Source organism: Mycobacterium sp. (genome assembly GCF_050701675.1).
Lineage (GTDB): Bacteria > Actinomycetota > Actinomycetes > Mycobacteriales > Mycobacteriaceae > Mycobacterium.
In genome coordinates this window covers 1-6430 of sequence record NZ_JBOGDD010000799.1, presented here as the reverse complement: position 1 = coordinate 6430, position 6430 = coordinate 1, and the positions used below count along the sequence as shown (strand labels likewise).

Sequence of the window (6430 nt, the reverse complement as noted above, 5' to 3'; positions counted from 1 at the left end):
CGATTGCGCGGACGGTCGTAGATGTCGGTAGGTGTCCCGATCTGTTGAAGTCGACCCTCGAACAAGACCGCGATCCGGGTCGCCAGTGTCATTGCCTCCCACTGGTCGTGCGTCACGAACACGATGGTCGAGCCAAAGTCCTGGTGGATGCGTTTGAGCTCGGCCCTCATCTCCAGGCGAAGTCGTGAGTCGAGGTTTGACAGTGGTTCGTCGAGAAGCATGACGCCCGGATTGACCGCCAACATACGAGCCAGCGCTACCCGCTGCTGTTGCCCACCGGACAGCTGGGAGGGGTAGCGGTCGGCGAAGCCGTCGATGCCCATCACGGTCATCACCTCGTCGGCGCGTCGCCGTCGCTCGGTTCGCGCGATCTTGCGCAGGCGCAGGCCGTACTCCGTATTCTGGCGGATCGTCATGTGCGGCCACAACGCATAGCTTTGGAAGACCAGGCCCATTTCGCGACGCTCGGGTGGGATGAACACGCCACGGTCGACCGAGTCCAGTACCCGCTCGTCCACGGAAATCGAACCGGCCGTTGGCTGCTCGAGTCCGGCGATCATGCGGAGTGTGGTCGTCTTCCCGCAGCCGGACGGGCCGAGCATGCACATGAAGTCGCCATGGTCAATCGTCAGATCCAGGGCGTCGACAGCGCTCGTCGTGCCGCCGAGGTATCGCTTGCTGATGCGGTTGAGTTGAATCGTGGGCATCGGTCATCCACCTAATCCCCGACCGAGGTCGGTCTTCATGATCTTCTGAATCGCATACGTGCCGCCGAATGCGACGGCGGAGACGATGAGGACGACGCCATTGGCGGCCTGGGTGTAGCCGAACTCGACGAGCTTGATCGCGAAGGTGGTCAACACGTCCATGCCCGGTACCGCCAGGATCACCACGAGGCTCAAGCTGCGAACACCTGCAATGAACGGCATGAGTACTCCCGTTGCCAGGGATCGCTTTTGGATGGGCAGGACGATTCCTGCCATCCGGCGCCACCACCCGGCACCTGCGACCTGTGCAGCCTCTTCGGGATCGGGCCCGAGCTGCATCATCGACGAGATGCCGGCGCGCGAAGCGAACGGCATCTGTTCGGTCATGTAGATCAGTACGAGGATTGCAGCGGTGCCGTAGAGGGCAGGCACCGGACCGCGGGGTACGGCGAACAGGGAGAGATACGCGACCGCGAAGGCGATGCCAGGGACCAGATACGGAAGGAACGTCAGTTGGCGAAGCGTCGTACCGAGAAGACGGCTTGGCGAGCGGACGACGACGTAGCCGACGAGTTGGCCCAGTATGCCCGCGGACACCGCTGCGATCCCGACGATCCAGAACGTGTTCCAGACCGCTGACCAGACCGCGCTACTGACCAGAACTCCATCGGTGAACGCCGGGGTGTCGAGGCCGTGGCCGAACCAGTAGGCGAGCGTGAAGTTGCTCGTGGAGAAGTCGGCGGGACGCCGCATCAGGGTCGAGAGCAGAAGCACCCCGATCGGCACGGCCACGCTCAGGAGGAACGCGACTCCGCAGAGCGTCGTGGCGGGGATCCGCCATCTCCCGAGGAACCGTGTTCTGTCCATCGACCCCTTGCCGCCGATCGTGACGAAGCGTCGCGCTTCCTTGAGGAAGTGCACGTCTACCCACAGCGAGAGCAGTCCGATCAAGATGACGGCGCCGGCGATGACCGCCGCGGCGCCGTTCTCGCGCGTCGAGATGTTTCGGTACAGCGAGGTCGCCAGAACGTTGAAGTCGGTGGGCAGCCCCAGAATGTAGGTCACCCCGAACTCACCAAGGACCTTTGCCAGGATCAGCGTGGCGGCCGATACGATCGCCGGCCGCATGAGGGGCACCAGGATGGTGCGGACCACGGTGCCATAGCCGGCACCGAGAATCCGGGCGGAGTCCTCCAACTGCGAGTCGAAGCGTTTCAGGGCGTTGCCGAGCATCAGGATGACGAGTGGCGAGAAGTACAGCGTGAAGATGATGATGATTGGTACGCCGCCGTAGGCGATCCAGTCGGGCGGGGTGATTCCAATCGACTCCAGCCAGCCGGGTTGCCCACCCGCAGTGCGGTTCTTGAAGATCGTGCTCCAGGCGAGTGCGAACGCCCACGTCGGCAGCATGTAGGGGACGATCAAAGCGGTGCTGAACCATCGCCGGCCAAGAAGATCGGTGCGGGTCAACAGCCATGCGAACAGACCGCCGATGAGCAGCGACAGGACAACCGAGCAGACGCCGACGACGACGGTGTGTACCAGCGGCCACCAGAACAGATCACCGGATACGGGTGAGAGGAAGACCCGCCAGAGGTAGTAGGACGTCAGCGAACCGGCGGGCTGCTGGACGATCAGGGTGTCCTTCGGGCTGACGGTGGCGCCCTGGATCAGCATCGTCACGATCGGCACCACGATCAGATAGCCGAACAGTAGAAGGCCGAGCAGGCCGATCACCGTGGTCGGACGTCGAATGGCGACCTTGAACCGGTAACGCATGGCTTGCCGGCGGGGCGGCGCGTCCCCCTCGGAGGCCTGCGGCTGGTGATCGACCGTCAGATCGTCCAGGTGGGCTGGCACCGTTGCCTGTCTGTTCACGGAGGTCCTCAGATGACTGATCATATTTGTTCGGACATATCGTTTTAGGAATGTCCGGGACATTACCACTCAGTCGAGTTGTGTCAAGGGTCACAGCAGCGCGGCTTCTTCCGGCGTGGCGCACACCGCAGGAGTGCGGGGCGGGCCGCGGTGAATGCTTCTGCCGGAACGCATCTGGACGACGTGCGGGCGACGCTCACTGTTCGGACCGCGCTCACGTGGTGCCAGTCGGTCACGGTGGGGGGACGCGGACAGCCCCGGTTAGCCGATCAGACCGCCGGCGCCGACGATGCCGAAAGACGTTTCGGCGGGCTCCCCTTCGGGTTCCAGCGAGCTGTGTTCGCTGTCGAGCAGGAACCGGAGAATGAACTCGTGGGAGGTCGCCAGGTGTGCGCGGGTCAAGTCCGCGGCGGCGTTGGCATCACCTCGGCTCACTGCCTCGTAGATGCGGCGGTGCTCGTCGTGCAGGTGGCCCATGTCGCCGAACACCCCGACGTGGAGATAGAGGTAGCGATCGGTGAGTCTGCGTAGCTGCTCGGTCATCTGGATCATCCGGGGGCGGTGGGCGCGGGTGTAGACGAGCGCATGGAATTCGGTGTTGCACTCCAGCCACTGCACCGGGTCGGGGCCGGCCTCCATCCGTTCCAGCAGCACCTTCATCCGGGTCAGTTCGGCGCGGCCGACGTTGGGCACGGCCAGCCGGGTCAGCATCGGTTCGACCGCCTCGCGCAGCTCGTAGAGCTCCTGCAACTCCGACACCGACAGCCGCCGCACCACGGCGGTGGTGGCGCTGACGTCGACGAGTCCTTCGCTGGCCAGCGCCTGCAGGGCATCGCGTGCGGGCATGCGGCTGACGTCGTACTCCTGGGCCAGCCGTTGTTGCGACAACCGGGTACCGGGGCGCAGTTCCCCGCTCAACATTCGTTGACGCAGATCCCTGGTCAACCGGCCTGCGGACGATTCCCCTGCCATCTGCCCTCATTTGCTGGTGGTCCGACTGCGGCGGCACCCGGTCTACGGGCCCGGCGAATCGAGTCTATCCGAGCGCAACGGTATGCCTTGCGTTCCAGATCCCACCTGTCTACGGTCAGCGGTGTACCAAATAGCAATTCGGTATACCGATTTCGAGAGAAGACCGCCATGACCTTGACTGCGCCCCTCGCCACCGGCGAGGACCCCCGCGTACCGCTGCCCACCGGACTGCTCATCGGCGGTCGCGTCGTGCAGGGACGGGCCGCACCCATTCCGGTGACCAATCCCGCGACGGGGGAGGTCTTCACCGAGGTGTCCGGCGCCAGTGAAGAAGACGTCGACGACGCCGTCCGCAACGCGCACGACACGTTTCGCCACGGGCCCTGGCGGACCATGCCGATCCACGATCGAGCACGGTTGATCAACCGGTTCGCCGATGGCATCGAGGCGCGGATGGCCGAGCTCTACGAACTCGAGACCAGGAACAATGGGCGGCCGATCACCGAGACCAAGGCGCAGATCACGCGGCTATCGGAGTGGTACCGGTACAACGCAGCGCTGCTGCTCGCCGACCGGACCTCGGTGGTGCCGCTGCGCGGCGACTACCACGCCTACACCAGCCGGTTCCCGCTCGGCGTGGTCGGCATCCTCTCGTCGTTCAACCACCCCATGATGATCGCCTCGAAGAGCCTCGCGCCAGCACTGGCGACCGGAAACACCGTGGTGCTCAAGCCTTCTGAGCAGACGCCGCTTACCGCGCTGTTACTCGGTCAGATTGCGCTCGAGGCCGGCATCCCGGCCGGGGTGCTGAACGTCGTCCCTGGCCTCGGGCCGACGGCGGGCGCCGCGCTGACGGGACATCGGTTGGTCAAGAAGGCCGTCTTCACCGGAGGCACCGAGCCCGGGCGGGCCATCGCGATCGCCACCGCCCAGCGGTTCGCCAAGGCAACCCTGGAACTGGGTGGCAAGTCACCGGTGCTGATCTTCGACGACACCCCGATCGACGTCGCGGCCCGCGGTGCGGCCTTCGGCGGCTTCGTCGGCGCCGGCCAGACCTGCATCGCAGGCAGCAGGTTGTTGATTCAGCGGACCATCTACGACGACGTCGTCGCGGAGCTGTCGAAGGTCGCCGCGACGATCCGGATCGGTGACCCGGCGGACCCGACGACCCAACTCGGGCCGGTCATCTCCAAGCGTGCCAAGGACAGGATCCTCGGCCATGTCGAGGCGGCGCTGCGCGACGGCGCGCGGCTCGCGGCGGGCGGTCACGCGGCGGACGTGCCAGGGCTGCCCGGCGGTTTCTTCATCGAACCGACCGTGCTGGCCGACGTCACCAATGACTCGCGCATCGCGCGCGACGAGATCTTCGGTCCCGTCGTCGTGGCGATCCCATTCGATGACGAGGCGCATGCCGTGGCGCTGGCCAACGACTCGGATTATGGACTCGGCTCGTCGATCTGGACTCGGGACGTGGCGCGGGCCCACCGCGTGGCGGCGCAGCTCGAGACCGGCATGGTATGGGTGAACGACCATCACCGGCTGGACCCATCGTCACCGTGGGGAGGCGTCAGGGACAGCGGGGTGGGCCGCGAGGGCGGTTGGGAATCGTTCAACGACTTCACCAACATCCGCGCGGTGACCATCCGCACCGCGCCCGATGACGTCGACTGGTACGGCGGCGTCGCAACGGATCGGCTGAACTGACATGGGCGAAGTCGCATTCTCATCACCTGCCGACGGTGTCCTCGAGGTGGTGATCGACCGGCCACCGGACAATCTCCTGACCGTCGAGTTCTGCGCCGAACTCACCGAACTGCTGTTGCGGCCGCCGCCCGGCTCGCACGTGTTGCGCCTTCGGGCCACAGGCAAAGTGTTCTGTCTGGGTCGGGAACGCGCGGGCGCCACCCCGGCGGAGCTCCGCGCGGAGACCAGGACGCTGGTGGACCTGCACCGCGCGCTGCGGGACACGCCGTTGGTCACCGTCGCCGAGGTCGGAGGCGACGCCGCGGGCTTCGGCGTCGGCCTGCTTGCGGCTTGCGATGTGTCCGTGGCGGTTTCGGCCGCCTCGCTGTGGTTCCCTGAAGTGGGCATCGACCTGGCGCCTGCCCTGGTGCTGGCGTGGCTGCCGCGCATCGTCGGCGAGCGGCAGGCGTTCTGGCTGACCGCCACCGGCGAAGCGATCAGCGCCACCCGCGGGCTGGAACTGGGCCTGCTCAACGAGGTGGTCAGTTCCCCGGAGGCGCTCGCAAAGGACGTGCAGGACCGCGTGGATGCGCTGCGGACCCGCAGCCCGCGGATTCACGGCGAGATCAAGGACATGCTGCGGGCGTTCCGGCCGCTGGACGAGGACCAGGCACTCGAAGTCAGCATCGACCGGCTCGTCGTCGGTGCGCTACGCCGCGGCGAGACTGCCGCACCAACCGAATAGACCTGAGCACGCTGGCAATTGGCGAAGGAGCCATCCATGACCACTGCCCACACCGGCACCGAAGAGCACTGGCACTCGGGCATCACCCGCTACCAGTGGAGCGTGCTGGTCGCGACGACCCTCGGCTGGGCGCTCGACGGGTTCGACTACAGCCTGTTCACCCAGGTTGCCGGGCCCGCCACCACGGAACTGCTTGGCCAACCGTCCACCTTCTACAGCGGCCTGGCCGTCACGGTGTTCCTCACCGGCTGGGCCGTCGGGGCGATCTTCTTCGGTGTGGTCGCCGACTACGTCGGCCGGGTACGCGTCCTGATCACCGGCGTCCTGCTGTTCTCGGTGTTCACTGCGCTATCGGTGGTGGTCGTGAACTACGCGGAGTTCGTGACGTTCCGGTTCATCGCCGGAATCGGCTCCGGCGTCGAACTTCCCATCGGTGCGGCACTGG

The 6430-nt window shown here is 65.9% G+C and carries 6 protein-coding genes; 3 read left to right on the top strand and 3 right to left on the bottom strand.

Going from position 1 to position 6430, the window contains the following annotated elements; all coding sequences use genetic code 11:
- From ACRDUX_RS24420 to ACRDUX_RS24410, 3 genes are all read right to left on the bottom strand, one after another.
- Positions 1-707, bottom strand: a 707-nt coding sequence (locus ACRDUX_RS24420; RefSeq protein WP_526417355.1) for an ABC transporter ATP-binding protein, incomplete at its 3' end; no start/stop codon positions are given.
- A gap of 3 nt (positions 708-710) precedes the next feature.
- Positions 711-2585: an ABC transporter permease gene (locus ACRDUX_RS24415; protein ID WP_526417353.1), complete on the bottom strand. Its 1875-nt coding sequence runs from the start codon at positions 2583-2585 to the stop codon at positions 711-713.
- A gap of 261 nt (positions 2586-2846) precedes the next feature.
- Positions 2847-3557, bottom strand: coding sequence for a GntR family transcriptional regulator (locus tag ACRDUX_RS24410; RefSeq protein WP_526417351.1), 711 nt, complete (start codon positions 3555-3557; stop codon positions 2847-2849).
- A gap of 168 nt (positions 3558-3725) precedes the next feature.
- On the opposite strand from ACRDUX_RS24410, the gene ACRDUX_RS24405 reads away from it, so the two are divergent.
- From ACRDUX_RS24405 to ACRDUX_RS24395, 3 genes are all read left to right on the top strand, one after another.
- Positions 3726-5261 carry an aldehyde dehydrogenase gene (locus ACRDUX_RS24405; protein ID WP_526417350.1) on the top strand — a complete coding sequence of 512 codons (1536 nt, stop codon included), beginning with the start codon at positions 3726-3728 and terminating at the stop codon, positions 5259-5261.
- Between the two features lies 1 nt (position 5262).
- A complete protein-coding gene (locus tag ACRDUX_RS24400) occupies positions 5263-5985 on the top strand; it encodes an enoyl-CoA hydratase/isomerase family protein (RefSeq protein WP_526417348.1) in 723 nt (240 codons plus the stop codon).
- A 36-nt stretch (positions 5986-6021) separates the two neighbouring features.
- Positions 6022-6430 (top strand): MFS transporter (locus tag ACRDUX_RS24395; RefSeq protein WP_526417346.1); only part of this gene is annotated, 409 nt, incomplete at its 3' end.